The 18,166-nt window shown below is 58.3% G+C and carries 20 protein-coding genes and 3 tRNA genes; 12 read left to right on the plus strand and 11 right to left on the minus strand.

What is annotated here, in order from left to right; all coding sequences use genetic code 11:
• Window positions 1–74: 74 nt before the first annotated feature.
• Genes QZ638_RS07750 through purM form a run of 4 tightly spaced genes read right to left on the minus strand, consistent with a single transcriptional unit; the run spans window position 75 to window position 2,611 of the window.
• A complete protein-coding gene (locus tag QZ638_RS07750; protein ID WP_295808592.1) occupies window positions 75–416 on the minus strand; it encodes a cupin domain-containing protein in 342 nt (113 codons plus the stop codon).
• Between the two features lie 25 nt (window positions 417–441).
• Complete coding sequence (locus QZ638_RS07755) at window positions 442–855, minus strand: DUF1801 domain-containing protein (protein WP_295808594.1); 414 nt, start codon at window positions 853–855, stop codon at window positions 442–444.
• Between the two features lie 17 nt (window positions 856–872).
• Complete coding sequence (gene purN, locus QZ638_RS07760; RefSeq protein ID WP_295808596.1) at window positions 873–1,547, minus strand: phosphoribosylglycinamide formyltransferase; 675 nt, start codon at window positions 1,545–1,547, stop codon at window positions 873–875.
• The gene (gene purM, locus QZ638_RS07765; RefSeq protein ID WP_295808649.1) at window positions 1,544–2,611 is read right to left on the minus strand and encodes a phosphoribosylformylglycinamidine cyclo-ligase; all 1,068 of its coding nucleotides are present in this window, start codon (window positions 2,609–2,611) and stop codon (window positions 1,544–1,546) included. Before purM ends, purN begins: the two co-directional genes overlap by 4 nt.
• A gap of 181 nt (window positions 2,612–2,792) precedes the next feature.
• Here purM and QZ638_RS07770 point away from each other — a divergent pair, with 181 nt between their 5' ends.
• The 8 genes from QZ638_RS07770 to QZ638_RS07805 all read left to right on the plus strand — a co-directional run bounded on the left by QZ638_RS07770 (window position 2,793) and on the right by QZ638_RS07805 (window position 7,158).
• Window positions 2,793–3,350: a CDP-alcohol phosphatidyltransferase family protein gene (locus tag QZ638_RS07770; protein ID WP_295808597.1), complete on the plus strand. Its 558-nt coding sequence runs from the start codon at window positions 2,793–2,795 to the stop codon at window positions 3,348–3,350.
• Window positions 3,322–4,476 carry an AI-2E family transporter gene (locus tag QZ638_RS07775; RefSeq protein WP_295808599.1) on the plus strand — a complete coding sequence of 385 codons (1,155 nt, stop codon included), beginning with the start codon at window positions 3,322–3,324 and terminating at the stop codon, window positions 4,474–4,476. The genes QZ638_RS07770 and QZ638_RS07775 overlap by 29 nt, the downstream gene beginning before the upstream one ends.
• A 10-nt stretch (window positions 4,477–4,486) precedes the next feature.
• Entirely contained in the window at window positions 4,487–5,176 is a 690-nt protein-coding gene (gene hdaA / locus QZ638_RS07780; RefSeq protein WP_295808601.1) for a DnaA regulatory inactivator HdaA, read from the plus strand.
• Window positions 5,177–5,276: 100 nt separating this feature from the next.
• Window positions 5,277–5,486 carry a hypothetical protein gene (locus QZ638_RS07785; protein WP_295808603.1) on the plus strand — a complete coding sequence of 70 codons (210 nt, stop codon included), beginning with the start codon at window positions 5,277–5,279 and terminating at the stop codon, window positions 5,484–5,486.
• Window positions 5,487–6,055: 569 nt separating this feature from the next.
• Window positions 6,056–6,132: transfer RNA gene (locus QZ638_RS07790), tRNA-Pro, on the plus strand.
• Window positions 6,133–6,210: 78 nt separating this feature from the next.
• Window positions 6,211–6,516, plus strand: coding sequence for an ETC complex I subunit (locus QZ638_RS07795; RefSeq protein WP_295808604.1), 306 nt, complete (start codon window positions 6,211–6,213; stop codon window positions 6,514–6,516).
• Window positions 6,517–6,533: 17 nt separating this feature from the next.
• Window positions 6,534–6,610 (plus strand) — tRNA-Arg (locus QZ638_RS07800).
• 284 nt (window positions 6,611–6,894) lie between these two features.
• Window positions 6,895–7,158 (plus strand): hypothetical protein, encoded by a 264-nt coding sequence (locus QZ638_RS07805; protein ID WP_295808606.1) that lies wholly within the window; start codon window positions 6,895–6,897, stop codon window positions 7,156–7,158.
• A gap of 285 nt (window positions 7,159–7,443) precedes the next feature.
• Here the strand turns inward: QZ638_RS07805 and QZ638_RS07810 are convergent, their stop codons facing one another.
• On the minus strand, window positions 7,444–8,634 hold the full coding sequence (locus QZ638_RS07810) for an epoxide hydrolase family protein (protein WP_295808608.1): 1,191 nt from the start codon (window positions 8,632–8,634) through the stop codon (window positions 7,444–7,446).
• Between the two features lie 286 nt (window positions 8,635–8,920).
• Here QZ638_RS07810 and QZ638_RS23300 point away from each other — a divergent pair, with 286 nt between their 5' ends.
• Window positions 8,921–9,814: a LysR substrate-binding domain-containing protein gene (locus QZ638_RS23300; RefSeq protein ID WP_366936215.1), complete on the plus strand. Its 894-nt coding sequence runs from the start codon at window positions 8,921–8,923 to the stop codon at window positions 9,812–9,814.
• Between the two features lie 488 nt (window positions 9,815–10,302).
• On the opposite strand, the gene QZ638_RS07820 is transcribed toward QZ638_RS23300, so the two are convergent.
• On the minus strand, window positions 10,303–10,755 hold the full coding sequence (locus QZ638_RS07820) for an Lrp/AsnC family transcriptional regulator (RefSeq protein ID WP_295808613.1): 453 nt from the start codon (window positions 10,753–10,755) through the stop codon (window positions 10,303–10,305).
• A 119-nt stretch (window positions 10,756–10,874) separates the two neighbouring features.
• Here QZ638_RS07820 and QZ638_RS07825 point away from each other — a divergent pair, with 119 nt between their 5' ends.
• The 3 genes from QZ638_RS07825 to QZ638_RS07835 all read left to right on the plus strand — a co-directional run bounded on the left by QZ638_RS07825 (window position 10,875) and on the right by QZ638_RS07835 (window position 13,526).
• Window positions 10,875–11,858, plus strand: a complete 984-nt coding sequence (locus QZ638_RS07825) for a nucleoside recognition protein (protein WP_295808615.1) — start codon at window positions 10,875–10,877, stop codon at window positions 11,856–11,858.
• Between the two features lie 434 nt (window positions 11,859–12,292).
• Window positions 12,293–13,363, plus strand: coding sequence for a DUF977 family protein (locus QZ638_RS07830; protein WP_295808616.1), 1,071 nt, complete (start codon window positions 12,293–12,295; stop codon window positions 13,361–13,363).
• A complete protein-coding gene (locus tag QZ638_RS07835) occupies window positions 13,350–13,526 on the plus strand; it encodes a hypothetical protein (RefSeq protein ID WP_295808618.1) in 177 nt (58 codons plus the stop codon). The genes QZ638_RS07830 and QZ638_RS07835 overlap by 14 nt, the downstream gene beginning before the upstream one ends.
• Window positions 13,527–13,600: 74 nt before the next feature.
• Here the strand turns inward: QZ638_RS07835 and QZ638_RS23305 are convergent, their stop codons facing one another.
• The 5 genes from QZ638_RS23305 to QZ638_RS07855 form a co-directional block, all read right to left on the minus strand.
• Window positions 13,601–13,852 (minus strand): HNH endonuclease, encoded by a 252-nt coding sequence (locus tag QZ638_RS23305; protein ID WP_366936216.1) that lies wholly within the window; start codon window positions 13,850–13,852, stop codon window positions 13,601–13,603.
• Window positions 13,750–14,478 (minus strand): DEAD/DEAH box helicase, encoded by a 729-nt coding sequence (locus tag QZ638_RS07840; protein ID WP_295808620.1) that lies wholly within the window; start codon window positions 14,476–14,478, stop codon window positions 13,750–13,752. Before QZ638_RS07840 ends, QZ638_RS23305 begins: the two co-directional genes overlap by 103 nt.
• A 168-nt stretch (window positions 14,479–14,646) precedes the next feature.
• On the minus strand, window positions 14,647–15,867 hold the full coding sequence (locus QZ638_RS07845; RefSeq protein ID WP_295808622.1) for an ATP-binding protein: 1,221 nt from the start codon (window positions 15,865–15,867) through the stop codon (window positions 14,647–14,649).
• A gap of 386 nt (window positions 15,868–16,253) precedes the next feature.
• Window positions 16,254–16,330, minus strand: a tRNA-Arg gene (locus QZ638_RS07850).
• Between the two features lie 621 nt (window positions 16,331–16,951).
• A complete protein-coding gene (locus QZ638_RS07855) occupies window positions 16,952–18,124 on the minus strand; it encodes a cystathionine beta-lyase (RefSeq protein ID WP_295808624.1) in 1,173 nt (390 codons plus the stop codon).
• Window positions 18,125–18,166 lie beyond the last annotated feature (42 nt).

The raw sequence follows: 18,166 nt of genomic DNA on the forward strand, positions 1-18,166 counted from the left end.
CCGGCACTGCGTCTTCTCGTCTTGTGACGATTAGGCGAAGCGCCGAACCGTTGTGCGATTCCGTCCCGCGTAGATCAGAGCCACGTCGTGACGAAATCCGGATTGGCGTGGATGTCGATCATCTCCAACCGGTCGGGGCCGAGGTTTTCGAAACGATGCGGAGCGTTCGGCGGAGCAACCAGGATATCGCCGGCCGTCGCGATGATCTCCAGGCCATCGACCTCGAAACGCACGCAACCGCTGCGGACGATAAAGGTTTCGGCATATGGATGGCTGTGCAGCGCCGGGCCGAACCCCAACTTATCGGTTTCGTTGAAAATGATCGATACGCCACTGCCAGTTTCAGGGTGGGCCCATTCTCCGTGCCAGCGTGCCGGGTCGGCGCGCCAGTCGGCTTCTATCGGATTGCTACCCATTCAACACCTCCCTTGTGACAATGTTTCAGATGCGCCGCCTGTGATATGTCAAAGCCAACGCAATACAATGGCTTAGAGCACGTTCCGGAATCTCCTCATCAGCCTTGAATAGAAGCGCGCGTGCTTCTTCAAACGTGAAGTGCCCCGGATAATGTGTGCGAAATTGCTGCACGAGATCGGTTTGGCAATGGACGAAAAGAGCCCAGCCGTCGGGCTGCGATCTGGGCACGCCCAGACGAATCGTGCTGCCGCTCTTCGTATCTGGCGTGAGATAGGCAGGTTGCCCCCATTTCAGCGTTTCCTCGACATGGCCGACGCCCTCGGTGCGGTATGCAGTTTCCAGGATCAACGTACGGGCGCGAAGGAGCCGGGGGCGAACGGTTGCGGGAAAAGCAGCAAAAGCGTCGGCGATCTCAGGAGCAGGGAAGGCGTAATCCATCGCAGGCTCCAAAACGGTCAACTCCGGCGTTCGCCGGGCGAAACGATCGCCAGATCGCGGCGTTCGTCTTCGACGTCGGAAAAGACGGCAACGCCGTCCGACATGCGCACCCGGCCTTCCACGACAAGTCGCAGGGCGAGCGGGTAGAGACGGTGTTCGATCTTGAGGACGCGCTCGCCAAGCGTTTCCTCTGTATCGTCGGTGAGAACGGGGACGGCGGCCTGGGCGATGATTGGACCCTCGTCCATCTCCGGCGTGACGAAATGGACGGTGCAACCGTGAATGCGAACGCCGGAGGCTAGCGCGCGGGCGTGGGTGTCCAGTCCCCGGAAGCTGGGCAGAAGCGCTGGGTGGATGTTTATCATCCGACCCTTCCATTTCTTAACGAAATCGGGCGTCAGCAGCCGCATATAGCCGGCGAGGCAGACGATCTCGGCCTTGAATCCCGTGATCGCCTCGTGAATGGCGGCGTCGTGCGCCTCGCGGCCGTCATAGTCGCGCGACGAAATCACCTTGATGGGAATGTTGTGGGTTTTGGCGATCTCGAGACCGCGCGCATCGGCGCGGTTGGAGACGACGCCGACGATCTCGGCGGGAAAGGCGGGGTCAATGGCGGCCGCGATCAACGCCGCCATGTTCGATCCGCGGCCTGAAATGAGGATCGCGATCCGCTTGCGCGTGCGCCGGGTCATAGGCGTAGTTCACCACGATAGGTGACGCCGGCAGCCTGGCGCGGGATCACCTGGCCGAATATCGCGACACTCTCGCCCGCCTTTTGGAGAAGGGCGGCGATCTGGGCGGCTTCATCGGCGGCGACTGCCACCACCATGCCGATCCCGCAATTGAAGGTAGACAGCATTTCAGTTTCGGCGACGCCGCCGGTTTTGGAAAGCCAGGAGAAAACCGGTGGCACGTCGATGGCGTCGAGGTTTATCTCAGCAGCCAGATGCTCGGGCAGGACGCGTGGCAGGTTTTCAGGGAAGCCACCTCCCGTTATGTGGGCAAGCGCCTTGATGCCCCAGGCGGCCTTCAGGGTGGTGAGGAGCGGCTTCACATAGATGCGTGTCGGCTCCAGCAGTGCCTCGCCGAGCCGTCGTTGCGGGGCGAAGGGAGCCTTGTTCTCCCAGCCGAGCCCCGCATCGGAGATAATTCGACGCACCAGCGAAAACCCGTTGGAATGAACACCGGAAGAGGCGAGACCGAGCAACACGTCGCCCTCGGCAATATCGCCGCTGGGCAGAAGCTTGTCCCGTTCGGCCGCACCGACGGCAAAGCCTGCAAGGTCGTAATCGTTGCCATGATACATGCCTGGCATTTCCGCCGTCTCGCCACCGATGAGCGCGCAGCCGGCCTGTTTGCAGCCCTCGGCGATGCCCGAAACGATGGCCGCGCCCTGGTCGGGATCAAGCTTACCGGTTGCGAAATAATCGAGAAAGAAGAGAGGTTCCGCACCTTGAACCACCAGGTCGTTGACGCACATGGCGACAAGGTCGATGCCCACCGTATCGTGCAGTCCCGCTTCGATTGCGATCTTGAGTTTCGTGCCGACGCCGTCATTGGCAGCCACCAACACCGGATCGGAAAAGCCCGCTGCCTTCAAGTCGAACAGACCGCCGAAACCGCCGATCTCGCCATCGGCGCCCGGTCGACGCGTTGCGCGCACCAAGGGCTTGATCTTGTCCACGAGCCGGCTGCCCGCGTCGATGTCGACGCCCGCATCCGCATAGGTAAGGCCGTTTTTGCGTTCCTGAGCCATCTCGTTCTCGCCGCCGCTTTTTCCCGGCTTCTGACACGAAGGGGGCGCTTCCGCAAGGCGGTAGATATCAACAAGCTGGCCTATTGAAAGCGTGACGGTCTCCCACAATCTGTGAAAGCCTGCGATAAGTGTGCGCCGAAAAACCGTCGGACCGCAACGGGGCGAGATGGAGAGCAGACCGGTGACGATACCCAACGCCATAACATTGATGCGCTTCTTTCTTGTTCCGGGCGTCGTGTTCGCTCTGCTCACGGGCGAATATGGCTGGGCGTTCGCCGGATTCTTGGCCGCCGGCATTTCCGACGGCGTCGACGGTTTCATCGCGCGCCATTTCGACCAGCGCACGGAACTGGGCGCCTATCTCGACCCGATTGCCGACAAATTGCTATTGGTGAGCGTCTTCGTGGTGCTCGGTTATATGATGGAACTGCCGTTGTGGCTGGTGATTGCCGTGGTGTCGCGCGACGCGCTCATTATCGGCGGAGTTCTGCTCGCCAATGTGATGGGGCATCCCGTGGCCATGAAGCCGCTGTTCGTGTCCAAGGCCAATACATTGGTGCAGATTCTGCTGGCGCTGCTGGTTCTGGCGGAATTGGCCTTCGCATACGGCTCGGGCGCGGTGCGGCTCGGCCTGATCGTTGCCACCGGGCTCTTGACCGTGGCTTCCGGAGCGGCCTATCTCGTCGCCTGGATCAAGCATATGGGTGGTTATGCCGAAAGTGACGCGGAAGGACACTGAAAAGGACAGCGGGCCGGCCATCGCAGGCCCGCCGCTGGCACGCCACATCGCCTTCTGGGGGATGGCGGGGCTGGGCTTCATCCTGTTCCTCTATGTCTTCAGTTCCATCCTGCTGCCGTTCCTGGCAGGGATGGTGCTCGCCTATTTTCTGGATCCGGTGGCCGACCGTCTGGAGGGGGTGGGACTTTCACGTGTATCGGCAACGGTGGTAATCCTGATCGGCTTCGTGGTTGCTCTGTTGCTCGGTCTGATGATCGTGGTGCCTGTTCTCGGCACGCAGCTGGCCGATTTCGCAAGCCGATTGCCGGAGTATCTGACGCGGCTTCAGGAGCTTGTGAATCGGCTCGAACCGGCGTGGGTCGACAATTTTCTCAACAGCGAAACTGATGCCGTGCGCGACAATCTGAGTTCGATCCTGGCACAAGGGACGAGCTTTCTGGGAACGCTGTTCAAATCGGTCTGGAGTTCGGGCGTGGCGATCGTCAATGTGGCGAGCCTGTTCGTGGTGACGCCGGTCGTCGCCTTCTACATGCTCCTCGATTGGGATCATATGATCGAGAAAGTCGATAACTGGGTGCCGCGCAACCATGTGGAGACGGTGCGTCAGATCGCCCGCGACATCAATGTGGCCACGGCTGGCTTCGTGCGCGGACAGGGCACGTTGTGTATCATTCTCGGCATCTTCTACGCCATTGGCTTGTCGCTGGTCGGGCTAAATTTCGGTCTTTTGATCGGCCTGTTCGCCGGTCTGATCAGTTTCATACCCTATGTCGGATCGCTGGTCGGTTTCAGTCTGTCCATCGGTATCGCCGTGGTGCAATTCTGGCCCGAATGGTGGTGGGTTCTGGCAGTGGCGGCGATCTTTTTTTCCGGCCAGTTCCTGGAAGGCAATATCTTGCAGCCCAAATTGGTAGGCAAGAGCGTGGGCCTGCATCCGGTCTGGCTGATGTTCGCGTTGTTCGCCTTCGGTTATCTGTTCGGTTTCGCGGGCCTTTTGATTGCCGTGCCGGCGGCGGCGGCCATTGCCGTGCTTGTGCGCTTCGCCATCGGTCAGTATCTCGCCTCGCCGCTATACAGCGGGCAAGGGGAAGCCGCGGATCGGCCGGCCAGAACGCGCAAACCCTAGGACGACAGCCATGCCATCCCGCCAGCTTCCGCTCGATTTGGCTCCCGGAGAAGCGTTGACCCGCGACGACCTTGTGGTAACGCCCGCCAATGCGCGCGCCGCAGCATTGATCGAGAACTGGCCTTCCTGGCCAGCGCCGGTTGTCATTCTGGCGGGCCCTTCAGGCAGCGGCAAGTCGCATCTCGCGGCGATCTGGCTGGAAGAGGCGGGGGCGGTCGCAATTGCTCCTGACGAAATAGACGCGGATGCCGTGGAACAGGCGACTTTGCGGCCGATCCTGATCGACAATGCAGACAATGGCATGGTGGATGAGAGTGGCCTCTTTCATCTTATCAATGCCGCCCGGGCCGGTGGCCAGCCCATGCTTCTGACCGCACGCAGTTTCCCAGGCGCCTGGGGTGTGACCTTGCCGGACCTCCTGTCCAGGCTCAAGGCTGCTGCAACGGTGGAGATCGACGAACCCGACGACCTTCTGCTTGCCGGCGTCATTACCAAACTTTTCGCCGACCGGCAGGTGGACGTAGAACCGCATGTGGTGCAGTTTCTCGTGCGCCGGATCGAGCGATCGCTTTCGAGTGCGATCCAGGTGGTGCATGCGATCGACCGCGCTGCGCTCGAGCGCAAGACACGCATAACCCGGCCGCTTGCCGCCGAGATCGTGAGTGCGATCGAGGCGGGTGAGGGCGCTCCGGCATCTTAGCCGACATATCGCCGCATTGCTGCCCAAGAAACGCCCTGGAACCATTTGCGCCCGTTTCTGTTTGTTCTCCCGAAGCGATGCAAGAGGAAAGGAGCGCAAAATGAACGATGAGCGCAAAGAACGAACAACCGTCGTGACCACCGGCGGCGGCGGGGGTGCCGGCTGGTTTGTCGCCGGCGGTCTTGTCGTCGCGTTGATCCTCGGCGGGTTCCTTTTTTTCGGCGGCTTTCTCGGGGGCGGCGATAGCGGCGGCATCAATATCGATGTGCCCGACAAAGTGACCATCGAGACGCCGAACCCGCCCGAATAACGACCGTCCTGCGGGAATTTCTCGAGCGATCCGCCACCGGAACGTCCGGGCGTTTTGCTGTTGGGCGATTGACACCGGAACCGACGGTTTTGATGCAAGATTACCAGCGCCGGGGACGTTTACATGATCGGCGAATGTCGCACGCGAGACGTATCGATGAGAGGATCGGCGCAGATTTCCCGATGGTTCGACCCGATACGTCATCAGATCTCGCGGGATCGCGGCGCACCACCAACGTCGTTTCGTGGTAAGGTCATCCGCCTTGTGACGGGTGCCCGCCACTGTGACACAGACATGGCACAGCGACGCGCCATATGTCCGTGCGAGGTCGGACAAGGCGTCGAGGATCTTGCTCAATTTTCCGCGTTGGGGCCAGTTCGATCAAGCCATGATTGTCCTGGGCGTCGCATTACTTCCTGGACACGAGAGAAGGGAACAGATCTATCGGGCTTTTTGCGCGTCAAATCTGACGGCTTGCCTGCGAGACGCATCGAGCTGAGGCAAATTGCCGATTTTGCGTTTCGCCCTCTTGCTTTCGATTTTTACAACTCCTATGGAAATCGGACGATCGGAGCGTAGCGCAGCCTGGTAGCGCATCTGGTTTGGGACCAGAGGGTCGCAGGTTCGAATCCTGCCGCTCCGACCATCTTTCCGCATGCCGCTCATTTATGGCATGCTGCTTGTTTCGGCGTTTCGGACGTCTGCAGGGAACGAGGTTTACAACGTGTCTGCACGCATATTCAGCCCGGCCAAAACGGCCATGCAGTCCGGCAAGGCCAAGACCGGCCTCTGGGTTTTCGAATTCGATCCCGAGGTGCCGCGCAAGATCGACCCGCTGATGGGGTACACGTCTTCCTCGGACATGAACAGCCAGGTGCGCTTGACCTTCGAAACAAAGGAAGAGGCGATCGCCTACGCCGAGCGCAGCGGCATACCGTTCCGGGTGGAAGAACCGCACCGGCCCAAGCGCCGCAAGGTTTCCTACGCGGACAATTTCCGTTATGACCGCAAGACCCCGTGGACGCACTAGCACGCGTTTCACATCGTGGTCCCGTAGCTCAGTTGGATAGAGCACCGGCCTTCTAAGCCGATGGTCGCAGGTTCGAATCCTGCCGGGATCGCCACCCCTAGTTTTCGGCCTTTGTTTTCATTGGCTTTTCTGCGCTGTTTCTTCGCAATCTCTTATCGGTCGCGATCGCACCATGAACCTGGTCGGGCGGGGCTTTACCTGTCGGGCGAACAGTTTTCTCATTGAAGTGAATGTTGGGGCGTGGCCCAGAGGGAACATTTCCTTGCGCTGAGATCGCGACCTCGATCGGCAACGGCGTCCTGCTTGTCGATGTTCAGCATGTATGATTACTTCATCTCTCGTTACTGTATTGGGCCGCGCGCCCTCTGGAGTATGATAATGCGGTACGCTCTCGCCCCCATGATCCTATCGTTCGCGCTGGCTACAGGCTGTGCAACCATGACACCGGAAGAGCAACGTGCGGCCGACGAGGAAACCTGTCGTTCCTACGGCTTTACCCGCAAGAACGACGCCTTTGCGGAATGCCTGCAACGCATCGAATTGGACCGTAGGGCGGAAAGGCGCGCGAATGCCGAATCTCTGGATCGCCGCTGGGTCTATTCGCGTCCACCTGTCGTGATTGTCACAGACAGGAGTAAATAAGTCCGACACGCGGCATAGTTCGCTTTATCCGGCAAAGAAGTACTGGGCATGTGGCTGAAGGCGAGGTTCGGACCAAGGCAAACAATGACCAGCATGCCGGCTTTTGCCATGGCCCGATCTCTTCCATAGCGTTGTCGCAAAAACGAAAGATCCCGGCGTGCCGCGGGAGATCTTGAGATATGTGTTCGGGCTCCCGGTCTTGGCTCAACCTACAGTCAACGTTTGGCCCGCTCGACTGCATGGATTGGCGCAGAATTCCAAATTGTCATGCCGGCGTTGACAAGGTCACGACCTGCGATCGTCGGCACCCAGTACCGCCGCGAGGCCTTCCCGCAGATCCTTGACAAAGTATTCGGGGACTTCCAGCGACGGGAAATGTCCGCCAGTTTCGGGCGTTCGCCATCGAACGATTTGTCGATATCGCGCCTGCGCCCAGGCGCGCGGACACTTCTCAATGTCGCGGGGATAGATACTGATAGCCGAAGGAACGTCGACCAGAAGTTCGGGGTCGAGCGCGTTAACGCCGCCATGGCTCTCGTGATAGATGCGGGCCGCCGAAGCGCCGGTTCGCGTCAACCAATAGAAGGTGACGTTGTCGAGAAAGCGATCTCTGGAAATCGTCTCGAACGGGCTGTCTTCGGTATCCGTCCACTCGGCGAACTTGTCGAAAATCCAGGCAAGAAGTCCCACCGGCGAATCGACAAGCGCGTATCCGATGGTCTGCGGTCGCGTTGCTTGCTGCTTCGCATAAGCCGCGCGGTGGCGCCAGAAGTCGCGGGTTTCCTCGGTCCACTGGAGCTCGGTTGGCGTCAGCCCGTCCGTCGTCAATCCCGATGGCGCCTGCGCGAGCACCGTGTGAATGCCGAGAACGCGGTCAGGAAACCGGCCGCCAAGGAGTGTCGTGATGACGCCGCCCCAATCGCCGCCATGGGCCAGGAACCTGCGGTAGCCGAGCCTTTCCATCAGTTCCACCCATGCAGCGGCGATTTTTCCGACGCCCCACCCGGTGGCGACCGGTCGGTCGCTGTAGCCGAAGCCCGGCAGCGACGGGGCCACGACGTGAAACGCAGGTGCCTGCGGATCGTTTGGGTCAGCCAATTGGTCCATGACATGGGCGAATTCGGCGACGCTGCCCGGCCAGCCATGCGTCATAATCAGGGGGGTGGCGTCGGCGCGGGCGGATCGACGGTGCAGGAAATGAATTCCCAAATCGTCGATGGTCGTGCGGAATTGGCCGATCCGTTCGAGGCGCGCCTCGAACGATCGCCAGTCGTATCCTTTGCGCCAGTAATTTACGACCTCGATGAGGTCGGCGAGAGGGACGCCCTGTTCCCAGCGGCGCGGTCCGGGCGCCGAGCGATAGACCGTTTCGGTTTCGGGCAGACGTGCCGCGGCCAGTCGCGCACGAAGATCATCGAGGTCGGTGTCCGTCGCGCGAGCCGTGAAGGCGTGCACCTCGTCGGTTGCGCGGCTCATGAGAAACCTCCGCCATGAGGAGTTCCCGTGGCAAGGTGCCTGAGTGTTGCAAAGCACCGACGAACAATTTTCGCCCGTTCGAACCGTCCCCGTTGGCGAATTCGGTGAACTGCTTCTTGATCGATGCCGGATGCACGATGCTGACAGGTGGAGACGTTTCTGGCATAAGAATTAGAAAAACTGTTTTCCATATCGATTCCATCTCCTTTGATTTGTTATTGAAATCTAGCATTCTTGGCCTTTTGAGGCTTGTTAGGAAAACTGTGTCTTTGTTAGTTTTTCTACTATGAAGAAACCTGTCGATATCGCCTGGTTGCCGCTAAATTCGCTTCGTGCTTTCGTGGCGGTTCATGAAACCGGATCCGTCGGCGCCGCCGCGGTTGCGCTCAACGTAACGCATGGGGCGGTCAGCCAACATCTGCGCGGGCTGGAAGAGCGCTTGCAGCGCAAATTGTTCACCCGATCCGGCAATCGCCTGGTTATGCTGCCGGAAGCTGCGGACCTGGCCGACAGTCTGCTGGGGAACTTCAGGGCGATCGCCAGCGATATCGACCGGTTTCGACGCGACGACAATATCCTCAACATCACCGTGACGCCGCATTTCGCCCAACATTGGCTCATGCCGCGCCTGGGTGGTTTTCTGCAGCGTCATCCCGAAATCGATCTGCGTATTAATACCGACGCGACGGTGCACGATCTCGAACAAGGCGATTTCGATGCCGCCGTCCGGCACGGGGACGGCAATTGGCCGGGGGTGAACTGCGAAAGGCTTCTCGAAGGGCGGGATGTCGTCGTGGCAGCACCTTCGGTTCTTGAGAGCGTCTCCGTTCAGGCGCCGCAGGATCTGACCAAGCTGCCATGGATACTGGATGAAGACCGAGACACGGAAATGTCCAACTGGTTTGCCGATCATGGTGTGGCTCATCAGGGCCATACGCGAATTACCCGATTGCCCAGCGCTCTCACGTTGGTCGCGGCCCTAGACGGGCATGGCGTGGCTTGGTTGCCGCTTGTTTATGCGGCGCCTTACTTGACCAATGGGCGCCTCGTGCAGTTGTTCGGTGGTGATGACTGGCCAGCGCGCAGTACGCGTCACTACTATCTGTGCTGGGCAGACAGCAAAAATCGTCCGGCTTTCAGGACCTTCCGGCAATGGATAAGACGGCAACTTGCAGGATAGCGCGTAAGGGCCAACTTCATAGCGATGTGCGCACAGATTTTTGCAACAAACAAAATGCGGCGAAGGCATTGAATTTTCATCCTAATATTGCCGCAGAGGAGAATTTCGCAACCCTTGGGTCGTGAGCCCAGGATTCAAATATCTTGCAGCTCTCATGCTCCCCTATGGATTGGCGGCCGGTTCAGCGGATTGCCTGCGAGATCGTGCGCTGGATCGCGGGGGCAGGCGATGATGAAAACCATGTCTGCTCCAATCTCTCCAATATGGATTGGAGGACGGGCACCAACGCATCGGATAAAAGTCAGAAGCCACGCATGGTCACGTTTCGCGGTTCTACACCGTTGAGCGTCGATCTGGAGCCGCGATCGGCCCGTCAGGTTTTGGCTGAAACGTCAGATCCGCCGTCCCATCCCAGGCATGCAGGCTCCACACGACAAATGTCTTTTCCGGGCCAGTGCGGTCCTTGGACATGCATTTGCCCGAACCTGTTACAGTGGGATTGCTGTTTCGTCTTTGGCGGTACGGATCACGATCATTGTCCAGTACCGTGCAACATTGGTCCGGTCTTGGAACAACCGACCGCAGAGTGCATCGTATTCTTCCATATCGCGCAGCCGTAGCGTCAGGACAGCATCAACTTCTCCTGTAACCGCATGAGCCTGGGCCACCGCTTCCTCTTTGGCCGCTAAATCGAGAAACTGCCGCGTATTCGGCTCTCCATGACGTTTTAGTTCGACTGTCACCACCGCTCTCAACGTGCGGCCAGCCTTGGCGGGGTTCAAAATCGCGACGATCCGATCAATGACGCCCGCCTGTCCAAGGCGCCGAATCCGTCGCAGGCAGCTCGAAGGAGACAGGCCGACCTCGTCGGCCATATAGGCGTTCGTTCGCGACGCGTCGCGTTGCATCAAGTTCAGCAGTTTCCGGTCGATCCGGTCCATCCGCACCTCCAAAAGTCTCATTTTCAATATGCAATAAAATTGCAAAAGCATGCAAAGTTTGACCATAAATGCGAATGGGACTGGGCTAGAAGATCGCGGCAACCGTTTGGGAGACCGAGATGTCAGCGCTCAGATATGCCGCCCACAAAACCCTGGAAACATTGCAGATTTACTGGGAACTCGTGCGCATCATGGTTCCGGTCACAATCGTGACCGAGGTGATGTCCCGAACCGGGTTGATCGAACTGGCCGCCCCAGCGCTGGCACCGATCATGGGACTTTTCGGGTTGCCACCGGAATTGGGACTCGCCTGGCTGACCGGAATGCTTGTGGGAATATGGGGCGCAATCGCGACGATCTTTACCTTGGTTCCCGTCACATCGATGAGCGTTGCCGACATTACGGTATTTTCGTCGCTTGTGCTGATCGCGCATGGCCTGCCGATCGAACAGAAGATCATCCAGAAGGCCGGGCCGGGTTTTGCAATCACCACGATGATCCGAATTGCCGGTGCCATCGCCTATGCAATGATCCTTCACCACGTGTATGCCGCCACCGGCTGGTTATCCGAACCAGTCGATCCGGCTTGGGCACCGACTGTTGTCTCTAACGATTGGTTTGGTTTTTTCGCCGGGCTCGGGGAAGCATTATTCTACATGCTCGCCATTCTACTGAGCCTTGCCTGGGGGTTGGAGGCATTGAAGGTGACAGGCATCATGACGCTTTTGATGAGATTCCTCGCTCCGGCACTGCGGCTGGCCGGAATAAGGGGCGAAGCAGGGCAGTTTACTGCCGTCGGTTTGTTTCTCGGCATATCTTATGGTGGCGGATTGTTGATCCGCGAGGCGCGATCGGGCCGCCTTTCATCTCGCCAAGTCTTTATTTCATGTGTCTTCATGGGATTTGCGCACAGCATTATCGAGGACACGATAATCGTGGTGGCTTTGGGCGCGGATGTTCTCGGTGTGCTCGCCGGGCGGCTTATGTTCGCTGTCGCTGCAACGGCTCTGATAGCGCACTTTTTGCGGTCAGTTCCGGACGAGGCTCTTTTGCATGGGTGCTTTGGCAAACGAACTGCCAACAGCGATAGGCCGGCAGATTGACCGTCTGAGACATTGCGCGGCGCATTCGCGCTGGATGCGGCGCTCATCGTGCCGCAAACCTCTGCAACATGCATCGGCAGTTACAGCGTATTAACGAGGGTAATTGGCGGAATTTGGCGCACCCGACAGGATTCGAACCTGTGACCTCTGCCTTCGGAGGATTAGATGGTACGAAGACCATATCCAAAAATGCGATCTGATACGAAAATTCACTACTACTACAATTACTTAGCAGTATTTCCCTACTAATATTGCTCGGAATTGTCTGAGCGCTCACTTCATCGTGGTGAGAATGTGGTGAGTTATAGGTGGGCGGCCCGACAACGGGCTTTGTCTCTGCGCCATTGTACAATGCGTACAAATTCGCCGATTTTCGGGTGTTTATGGATGTATTTTTGGGTGTAGTTCCTTGACCCTTGCTCTTACGGGTATTTTTGGGTATTTTTCTGGGTATGGGCCTGAAAACTGATTCCCTTGAGATCACCCCTGAAGTCCTCGCCCTTATCGCAGGGATCGACGAGTTCAAGGGAGCCTGGCGCGCGCTTGGCACATTGGCGCCGGAGCGACTGTCGGCACTGCGCCGCGTTGCCACGATTGAAAGCATCGGTTCGTCAACGCGCATCGAAGGTGCAAAGCTGTCCGACCGAGACGTCGAACGGTTGCTCACCAATATCGAGATTAGGAAATTCGATACGCGCGATGAGCAAGAAGTCGCTGGTTACGCGGAAGTCATGGAGATGGTGTTTTCGCGTTTCGAGGCGATCGATCTCACCGAGAATCACATAAAACAGTTGCACCGCGACCTACTGGCACACAGCGCCAAGGACGAACGCCACCGAGGCAACTACAAAACAAACACAAATCATGTCAGCGCGTTCGATGAGAACGGAAACGAAATTGGCATCGTGTTCGAAACTGCCACACCTTTCGATACCCCACGCCTGATGGAAGAACTCGTTGAATGGACCCGCGATGCATTCAGCGATAAAGCACTTCATCCGCTTCTGGTCATCGGCGTTTTCACGGTCGTCTTTCTCGAAATCCACCCGCTCCAGGACGGCAACGGGCGGCTCTCGCGTATCCTGACTACGCTGCTGTTACTGCGCGCCGGATATGCCTACGTTCCCTATTCCTCACTCGAAAGCATCGTCGAAAACAGCAAGGAAGGATACTATCGCGCTCTGCGCCAAACCCAGCGCACGATCCGCAACCCGAAGCCGAACTGGCAACCTTGGACGGTCTACTTCCTGCGCACGTTGCAACAGCAGAAACAGCGGCTGGAGAAGAAAATCGAGCGCGAGCGCATTGTCATGGATAAGCTGCCGGAGCTCGCACTTGAGATCATCGGAACCATAAAAGAACGCGGCCGCATCACCATCAGCGAGATTGTTAAACTCACCGGCGCCAACCGCAACACAGTCAAGAAGCATCTCGCATCACTCGTCGCCGCCAACCACATTACCCAACACGGGACCGGTAAAGGAACATGGTATGGCGCCGCGTGAGAATGATGGCCAGGACGAAAACGACGTACCTGATAGCCTGAACTTACAAGCAATATTTGGCGCCGCCTCAATTGCTTCGGCTTTGGAAAAGCAACAGGAGACACTGTCGCGAATCGAGGGTTATGATCCTCTGCATCTGGCTTCTTGTTTTGTGGGTTACTAGCCGATCCGTCGCTGCAGGCAAATTGCCTGAGATTGGAAATCCTGAGGCTTCCCAAACCAACCGACATTGGCAACTTAAGCCGATGTTCTTACCCGCGCACGATGTCGCGACAGCCTCGATCGGTGATCGTCGGTAAGCGGGATTGGGGAACTCCAGCGGAGCTCTCTTCGCCCGGCCTCACTCAATTGCGGCGAGAACTCCGGCTTTCCGTCGTCACTGAAGGTTACAAGCCCCCGATCAAATGCGGCATCCCAGAGCGCTGACAACAGAAATCCATTGTGCACATCGAGTCGCTCTGCATCGCTTTCGCATTCACTCCAAGGCACAATATGCGAAGGAGTTCCGCCATCATGTAGTTTGTAAGGAGAATATCTGGTGGGGCGGCGGCGATCTTCTCGCGGTCTTCCCGACTTTCCTGCCCCGTGTATCGCTTTACAACCGGCTTCAATTTGTCTGGCAATCCGGACTGACTGAGGAATTTGTCGATCTCCTTTAGCTGGCTATTTGCCAACGCGTTCATTGGATAGACAATAATCGCCCGAGTTTTCCTTGGCTTACCTGCCCGGAGTGCGCGAATGATTGCGTCGACCACAGGAACAAAGAAGCACATGGACTTCCCAGAGCCTGTTCCGGTCGTCACGACATAGCTCTTACCCGCTCTCGCCGTTGCAATGGCTTCCGCTTGGTGCCGATAGAATTTCATAGGGAAGTCGCCAAAACGGAACACCTGACCGGTGCCCTCATCGAGATCACCTGAGGCGACAAGTTCGTCGACATTCCTATCGGTGCGATAGTGCGGATTCAAAGACAGCAGCGCGTCGGGCCAAAACCGACCCGCACCATATTGAGCGTCGATCTCGGTGCGCAGATCGTCCGAGCGTATGGTGGTAAATGAGCGCGAGAACCGCTCATATGCGCCGATAAGATGATCGTCGAAATCAAACGCCTTCATTTTTGATCTCGCTCCCAATAGATTTTTGTTTTGAACAACCACTATTCTGTTGCGTTCTTGTTTTTCTTGGACTGCAAGAGTCTGCGAGTTGCTCGATTTGGTTTGGACATACACTAATTTCTATCGCGCCTAACGTAACAACTCCAAAATGAAATTCTCCCATTGTGTTCACCCCCAAAGGCTTGAAATCGGAGCAGCCGCTAATCCATCCCCAAACGGTACCACTTCCGCGCTGTCGTAAAGGACTACGCCGAAGGCGAAGCGGTCCCCGCACGCCTCAGCCAAGGCCCGCAGGCCTGCGAAGTCGCTAGACCTGACGGTGGCACTTGCCTTGACCTCGATGCCGGCGACCATGCCATTGTCACGCTCCAGCACGATGTCGACCTCGCGCATATCTCGGTCCCGAAAGTGATGCGGCGTCAGCCGCAGGTCCGAGGCCGTCATTAGCTTGAGCACTTCCGAATACACGAAGCTTTCCAGCAGGGCGCCGAGCGTCCCGCGATCCGCTTTCACCCTGTCGAAGGTCACGCCGCGCGCGCTCGCCAGCAGGCCGGAATCGAGGAAATGCAGCTTCGGTGTCTTGACGATACGCTTCAGCGCATTCGTGAACCAGGGCTGCAGCGTCGCGATCAGAAATACCTGTTCGAGCAATCCGACATAGCGCTGCCCGGTCTTGTGGCTGACATTGATGCTGGCCCCGAACTGCGAATAATTGACCAACTGGCCTGAATGTTCGGCTAGCAGCCGCACGAACTTAGGAAGCTCCGTGAGCTTCTCGACATCGGCGATGTCCCTCAGATCGCGAGTGAGGATCGAGGTGAGATAGGACCGCGCCCAGTCCTGCCTTCGCCGCTCGCTGTCGCGGGCGATCGCTTCAGGGAACCCGCCGAGCAGAACGGAGCGGACGAGATCGCCGCCGACGATCGCATTGTCTGCCTTTTTCAGCTCTCCCTCGAAGAGGCGCTCCAAGAAGGTTGGTGTCCGGCCTTCGATTTCAGCCTGTGCCAACGGCAACATTTGGATGGTTTCCATCCGGCCGGCGAGACTGTCTGCAATCCTCGGTAGGGTCAGCACATTCGCCGAGCCAGTCAGCAGGAACCGACCCGGACGATAATCCTCATCGACCGTCTTCTTGATCGCCAGCAGCAAGTCTGGCACGCGCTGGATTTCGTCGATGGTTGCCCGGTCAAGGCCACGGATAAAGCCTGCTGGATCAGACTGAGCTGCCTCGAGCGCTGTCTGGTCGTCAAGCGTGATATAGGCTCGGCTGGGCTCTCCCACCTCTCGAACTAGCGTGGTCTTGCCGGCGCGGCGAGGGCCAACGATCAACACTACAGGCGTATCTGAAAGGGCTTCTTCCGCCCGCCGCTCGACAAACCGTTTGAACATCCCATCCCCGAATCTTTCGGACAGTTGGAACTATCAAGTTCGGCTGATTGGAAGTCAACCTTTCGCTAATTGGAAGTGAGAAGCTCGCGATATGGAAGATTGGAAGGTGAACAATAGCTTCTGTAGCCGGGCTGCGGCCTTTGCCACCATTCTTACGGTGACCACCAAGATCGAATAGGCTGAAGTAATCACATCCTACATCCGCGATGGATCGCAGGTCCAGCGACCACTCCTGAGGTGTCTTTCGGGGATGTAGTGAACAGACCATCTCTTCGATATGCCGCTGCACCAAATGACAGTTTATCCTGTACAGCCGAGCACACGAGAGCCGCACTACGTTCTACCGAACACGAACTTTCATGATGTGTAGCTATTTTTTGGGAGGGTGGCGCACCCGACAGGATTCGAACCTGTGACCTTCGGCTTCGGAGGCCGACACTCTATCCAGCTGAGCTACGGGTGCCTATTCGTTGAGTAACTTGTGTATCCTGTCACCGTCAACAGCGTTTGTCGCCCCGTCTGGGACACCAAGCTGAAGCCGTCGGATCACGTGGGAACATCCCAGAAACTTTCCCTCAATCCAGTTCTGACATTGGCGCCAATCCCATCCAAAAACCCGAAATTGCCTGGTGAGTTTTTGGTGAGTTAGCGCGGATTCCTGTTCTTGTGATCTCCTTAAGCGGTTGATTTCATTTCTATTTGCGGTCACCCGATGTCCTGCACGTTTTCTTTCGGAGGGCAGCGCTCTATCCAGCTGAGCTACGGGTGCCGGCCGTTGCGAGGGCGGCAAAGCGCCAACACGCCGCCTTCATAGCTGAACCGTTCGCCCGCATCAACGGTGAAATGGCATTGTTCCTTCGCATCGCATAGGCATCGTGCAGGCATCGCCTGAGCGGCAAACGGGAGTGCCCTAGGAAGCAGAACTTCAAAGACAGCGGCAAAAATATCAAGCGTATGGCGGCATCGGGGGCGGATGCTGTCATGCCATCCGCACCGCATAGTTCTTGCGAAAGGCCCACCAGCGCCGAGCCGCGCGCGTGACACTAGCGTGTACGCGCCAGGTCTCCGGTTGCCGCCGTCAGCCTCAGACGTTTGAGGCTGCGGCAAGGGCGCGGGTCAGGTCGGCTTGGAGGTCCGCTGTGTCTTCAAGGCCGATTTGCAGGCGCATCACCGGACCTTCCGCCGGTGCTTGCGCCACGGCGCGGTCGTTTAGCTGTACATGCACGGCAAGGCTCTCATAGCCGCCCCAGGAATAGCCCAGGCCGAAATATTTTAGCGCATTGAGGAATGCGTGAGCCTGTTTTTGGCCGCCGCCGTCCAGCACGATGGAAAAGAGGCCGCTGGCACCGGAAAAATCGCGTTTCCAGATCGCATGGCCGGGATGCGATTCGAGCCCGGGGTGAAGGACACGGGCGACGCCCTCTTGTCCCTCCAGCCAACGTGCCAGGCTCAGCGCGCTCTTCTGGTGGCGTTCCAGCCGCACGCCCATGGTGCGCAAACCACGCAGCACCTGATAAACATCGTCCGGTGCCGCGCAGACGCCCAGAGCTCCGTGGGTTTCCAAAAGCCGTTCCCAGCACGCTTCGCTGGCCGAGACCGTGCCCAGAAGCACATCGGAATGGCCGCCGGGATACTTGGTCGATGCCTGGATGGAGATGTCGACACCGTGGTCGAGCGGGCGGAAGAAAAGGGGTGTCGCCCATGTGTTGTCCATCATCACGATGGCGCCGGCCTTGTGCGCCGCCTCGACGACGGCCGGAATGTCCTGCATCTCGAACGTGCCGGAACCGGGCGCCTCGGTGAGGACCACTTTGGTATTGGGTTGCATCAATGCGGCGATGCCCGCATCCGCCATTGGATCGTAATAGGACACCTCCACACCGAGGCGCGACAGCATCGTGTCGGCGAAATGCCGGGTTGGATGGTAGACCGAATCGACGATCAGCGCGTGATCGCCCGCTGACAGGAAGGCGAGTAGGGGAACGGTGACGGCGGCTAGGCCCGATGGCACGATGACGGTGCCGGCAGCGCCTTCAAGCTCGTTCATCGCCGCGGCGAGCGCGTCGCTGGTGGGGGTGCCGCGGGTTCCGTAAGTGTACTTCTGGTTGCGCGAAGCCATGGTCTCGGCGTCGGGGAAAAGCACCGTCGATGCATGCACCACCGGCGGGTTTACGAAACCGTGGAAAGCGCGCGGATCATTGCCCATATGGGCGAGCCGCGTGTTGTCTCCGACTTTAGTATCGCTTTTGTCGTTCATGGAACCTTATCGCTTGATTGTCTGCGGACGCGCCCAGAGCGC

The organism is uncultured Nitratireductor sp. (genome assembly GCF_913053745.1).
GTDB lineage: Bacteria > Pseudomonadota > Alphaproteobacteria > Rhizobiales > Rhizobiaceae > Nitratireductor.